The sequence below is a fragment of the Streptosporangium amethystogenes genome, assembly GCF_000721075.1.
GTDB lineage: Bacteria > Actinomycetota > Actinomycetes > Streptosporangiales > Streptosporangiaceae > Streptosporangium > Streptosporangium amethystogenes.
Genome location: NZ_JOEQ01000086.1, coordinates 1 through 4,947 on the forward strand (window position 1 = coordinate 1; position 4,947 = coordinate 4,947).

5 protein-coding genes are annotated in these 4,947 nt (G+C 68.8%); all 5 read right to left on the reverse strand.

All coding sequences use genetic code 11. From position 1 onward, the window contains the following. On the reverse strand, positions 1-188 hold a 188-nt coding region (locus tag IG98_RS0143400), incomplete at its 3' end, for a DeoR family transcriptional regulator (protein WP_030926278.1). A gap of 499 nt (positions 189-687) precedes the next feature. Next, a complete protein-coding gene (locus IG98_RS0143405; RefSeq protein WP_030926280.1) occupies positions 688-1,356 on the reverse strand; it encodes a response regulator in 669 nt (222 codons plus the stop codon). After that, positions 1,353-3,890, reverse strand: coding sequence for a sensor histidine kinase (locus tag IG98_RS0143410; RefSeq protein ID WP_030926282.1), 2,538 nt, complete (start codon positions 3,888-3,890; stop codon positions 1,353-1,355). Before IG98_RS0143410 ends, IG98_RS0143405 begins: the two co-directional genes overlap by 4 nt. Before the next feature lie 8 nt (positions 3,891-3,898). After that, positions 3,899-4,759, reverse strand: a complete 861-nt coding sequence (locus tag IG98_RS0143415) for a potassium-transporting ATPase subunit C (protein ID WP_030926284.1) — start codon at positions 4,757-4,759, stop codon at positions 3,899-3,901. Beyond that, the coding region (locus IG98_RS0143420; protein WP_030926287.1) for a hypothetical protein at positions 4,760-4,947 on the reverse strand (188 nt) is incomplete at its 5' end. It abuts the gene before it with no gap.

Consider the following 4,947-nt stretch of genomic DNA (forward strand, 5'->3'; position numbering starts at 1 on the left):
CCGAGGCGCTCGACCGGGATCGCCCCGCCGTGCACGCGCCGCAGCACCCCCGAACGCTCCAATGCGGTCAGATCCCGGCGGATCGTCTCAGTCGTGACGCCGAACCGTTCCGCCAGGGTCACCACGTCGACCCGCCCGGCGGCCCGGGCCTCACACAGGATCTCCTGCTGCCGTTCCTCGGCGTACATCCTGTTGGTTCACCGCCGTTTCAATGTTGTTTTATGTGTCTTTATATGCGAGTATGTTGCATGTCAAGGGTCGATGAGAACGGCTCCGCCGTGAGTTTCATGAACCTGTGACCTCCGCGCACCGGCTCGTGAACATGCTGGACGTCTGCCGGAGAACTGCTCGCCCTCGCATGCCCGAACTTCGTCCGTGTCACAGGTGGGATGGTGCGGGGATCGCGAACCGTCAGCGGCATGCCCCCGGTCGAGGCGCGCCGCACAGAACCAACCGAACCGGAATCGGCCTGTCGATCGCGACGGGCGCGGCGGGCGGTGCCGTGGCCCGGATACCGGCGCGGGGCTCACTGGAGCTCGCCGGCCTGAGGCGCGGGGACGTCGGCCTCTGATCGAATGCGAGAAGCGCGGACAGTCACTCGACTGCCCGCGTTTCGTCGTCGCCGGTCAGGGTGCCGCCGTGAGCGGTTCCAGGCCGGTGAGCGCCCCGAAGTCCGGCGGAGAGGAATCAGGCCTTGAAGCGGTACCCCATGCCGGGCTCGGTGATCAGGTGGACCGGATGCCCGGCGTCGCGTTCGAGTTTGCGCCGCAGCTGGGCCATGTACTGCCGTAGATAGTGGGTCTCCTTGACGTACTTGACCCCCCATACCTCGGTCAGCAGCTGCCGCTGGCTGACGAGCTTGCCCGGGTTGTGCAGCAGGATCTCCAGGATGTGCCATTCGGTCGGCGTCAGCCGCGCCCCGCCGGAGACCGTCTTGCTGGTCAGGTCCACCACGTGGTCGCCGATCGTGATGCTGGCCAGCTCCGCCTCCTGCGCGGACGTGCGACGCGACACCGCGCGGATCCTGGCCAGCAACTCGTCGATGCCGAACGGCTTGGTGACGTAGTCGTCGGCACCGGCGTCGAGGGCGTCGACCTTGTCCTGGTTGCTCGCTCTGCCGGACAGCACGATGATCGGCATCGAGGTCCAGCCGCGCAGCCCGTGAATGACGTCGACGCCGTCGAGGTCGGGCAGCCCGAGGTCGAGCACCACCAGGTCAGGGTGCCAGTCGGCCGCCTGGCGCAGGGCCGCGCCGCCGTCGGTGGCCACCGCCACCTCGTAGTGGCGGGCGATCAGGTTGATGCGGAGCGCCCGCAGGATCTGCGGTTCGTCGTCGACGACGAGAACGCGTGTCATGCGATCACGGCTCTGGATGAGATGGGCAGTGTCACGATCATGGTGAGACCTCCCCCTGGTGTCTCCTCCGGTACCAGAGAGCCGCCCATCGCCTCGGTGAGCCCCCTGGAGAGCGCGAGGCCGAGGCCGACCCCCGAATGGTTGTCACGGTCACCGAGCCGCTGGAACGGCTTGAAGACCTGGTCACGTGCTTCTGGCGGAATCCCCGGACCACGGTCGATCACCCGGATCTCCACGTGATCGCCGTGCCAGCTGCCGGTGACCAGCACCCGCTCGCCCGGTGGGCTGTAGCGGACGGCATTGGAGATCAGGTTCACCAACACCCCCTCCAGCAGTGCGGGGTCGGCGACCACCTCGGGCAGTTCGACGGAGATGCCCCCCTCGACGCGATCCCGGAGCGGGCCCAGATCGTCCATCGCCCTGGGCACGACCTCCTCCAGGGCGACCGGCTGGAGGGTGAGCCCGAGCACGCCCGCCTGCAGCCTGCTCATGTCGAGCAGGTTGTCCACCAGGCGATTCAACTTGACCAGCGACTCGTCCGCCGTGGCGAGCAACTCCTCCCGGTCCTCCGCGGACCAGTCGATCTCTGTGTTGCGCAGGCTCTCCACGGCGGCTCTGGCCGAAGCCAGCGGGGTGCGCAGGTCGTGGCTGACGGCGGCGAGCAGCGCGGTGCGCATCTTGTCCGCCTCGGCCAGCGGCCTGGCCCGCTCGGCCTCCTCCTCCAGCCGCCGCTGACGCAGCGCGACGGCGGTCTCCGCGGCGAGCGCCTCAAGCACCCTGCGGTCGGAGGCGTCGAGCAGCCCCCCGCGCACCGCGAGCACCAGGTTCTCGTCGATCACCACATCGGTGTCGGCGGTTCCAGGACTGGTGCACGGCTCGCCCCCGGAAGTGGCCACGATCCGCCACGCCTCCGGCTCCGACTGATCGTCCGGGGTCGGCGGTCCCGTCCGCTCCAGGAGCGTGGCGGACGCGAGCCCGAACGTCTCCTTGATCCGGGCGAGCAGCGACGGCAGGGCGGCCTCGCCACGCAGGACGTGGCCGGCGAGCGTCGACAGGACCTCCGCGTCCGCACTGGCCCTGGCCGCCTCTCTGGTACGGCGGGCCGCCACGTCGACCACCAGGCTCACCATGATCGCGACCAGCACGTAGACGACGAGCGCGAACAGGTTCTCCGGGTCGTGGATCGTGAACCGGTCGACCGGCGGCGTGAAGTAGTAGTTCAGCAGCAGGAACCCGCCGATGGCCGCCGTCACCGCAGGCCACATGCCACCCACCAGGGAGACGCAGACGACCATCAGCAGGAAGATCAGGATCTCGCTCGGCAGCGCCAGATCGTCCCTGAACGGGAACAGAGCCGCGGTCAGCGCGGGCATGCCGAGCACCGCCATCACCCAGCCGATGATCCTGCGCTTGCGGGTCAGCGCGGCTCGCGAGCTCGCATGGCGGCGCCCCTTCTTGACCTGCGCATGGGTGATCATGTGGACGTCGATCGAACCCGACAACGCGGTCGTCTCCACCCCGACGCCACGGGACAGGATCTGGGCGAACCTGCCCCGCCTGGACGCGCCGAGCACGAGCTGGGTGGCGTTCACCCCGCCGGCGAAGTCGAGCAGCGCGCGCGGGATGTCGTCGCCGACCACCTGGTGGTAGGTGCCGCCCATGTCCTCCACGAGGGTGCGCTGGCGGGTCAGGGCTGCCGGATCGCCGCCGGTCAGGCCGTCTGCCCTGGTGACGTGGACGGCCAGCAGGTCGGCGCCCATGCTGCGCGCCGCGATGCGGGCTGCGCGCCGTACCAGGGTTTCGCCTTCCGGGCCGCCGGTGAGCGCGACCACCACCCGCTCGCGTGCCTCCCAGGTTTTGGCGATGCCGTGCTCGGCCCGGTAGCGGTCGAGCTGGTCGTCGACTTTTCCCGCGACCCAGAGCAGGGCGAGTTCGCGCAGTGCGGTCAGGTTGCCGATCCTGAAGTAGTTGGACAGCGCGGCGTCCACCTTCTCCGGTGCGTAGATGTTGCCGTGTGCCATCCGCCTGCGCAGCGCCTCGGGCGACATGTCGACCAGCTCGACCTGGTCGGCCCGCCGTACCACCTCATCCGGTATGGTCTCCCGTTGCGGAACGCCGGTGATCTGCTGGACGACGTCGTTGACCGACTCCAGGTGCTGGATGTTGACGGTGGAGACGACGTCGATACCGGCGTCGAGGATCTCCTCGATCTCCTGCCAGCGCTTGGTGTTGCGCGAGCCTGGGACGTTGGTGTGCGCCAGCTCGTCGATCAGCGCCACCTTCGGCGCCCGCTCGATGACGGCATCGACGTCCAGCTCGGTGAAGTGGCTCCCCCGGTAGGCCAGCGTCCTGCGAGGGAGGACCTCCAGGCCGTCGAGCAGCTCGGCGGTGTGGGAACGGTCGTGGGTCTCGACGAGACCCACGACCACGTCCCTGCCACGCTCCAGTGCCCTGCGTCCCTCGTTGAGCATCGCGAAGGTCTTACCTACTCCGGGGGCCGCCCCGAGGTAGATCCGTAGCCGCCCGCGTGGCACCGCGATCACTACTCCTTGTCGAGGGCCAGGTTGAGTTCGAGCACGTTGACCGCGGGCTCGCCCATGAAACCGAGGGCGCGCCCGGTGGTGTGCTCCTGGATGAGCGCCTTGACCCTGGCGAGGTCCGTTCTGCGCTCCTTGGCCACTCGCGGGGCCTGCAGGTCGGCATAGGCCGCCGAGATGTGCGGGTCGAGGCCCGAGGCACTGGCCGTGACGGCATCGGCGGGCACCTCGGCCTTCGTCACGCCGCCACGGATCGGCACGGTCTTTCCAGCAGAGTAGTCCTCGCCCGGCCGGCCGCACTCCACCTTCAGACCCTTGTACTCGGCGATGAAGGGGGTGGCGGGGCAGGCCTGGTTGACGCTGACCGCGTGGTCGGAGAAGACCTTCAGCACCGCGCCCACACCGTCACCCGTGCAGTACGGCCTGGCGCCGCTGACGCCCTCCAGCTCACCGACCGCCTTGGAGCGGGCGCAGACCTGGGTGAGCAGGCTTTGCCTGCCCTCGTCCGGGGTGCCCTCGTCGTCCTTCGCGCCGGGGACGGGAAGGACGTCCAGGACATCCTCGGGCCCCAGGTTGCTGGCGGCCGTCGACTGCATGTCGTAGCCGTCGCCCGCGGCCGACGGACGGCTCTGGAAGTAGGTCGTGACGGGGTTACCGTCCTTGTCGGTGAAGCTCTGGCCGATGAGGGCGCTGCCCACGTCCTTGCCGTCCTTCTGGACGATCGAGCCGTTGGCGCCGCCGTTGAACAGGGCCTGGGCCACGCCGGTGGTGACCAGCGGGTAGATCACACCGAGGAGCACCGTGAGGACGGCGACCGCCCTGATGGCTGCGAGGTGCTGGCGGATCCAGCTTGGTAGGCGTTCCATTTATGACATCCCCGGAAGGAACTGGACAAACAGGTCGATGATCTTGATGCCGATGAACGGGGCGATGATGCCGCCCAGTCCGTAGACGTAGAGGTTGCGGCTGAGCAGCTTCGACGCGCTGGAAGGGCGGTAACGCACCCCCCGCAGGGCGAGCGGGATCAGCGCGATGATCACCAGGGCGTTGAAGA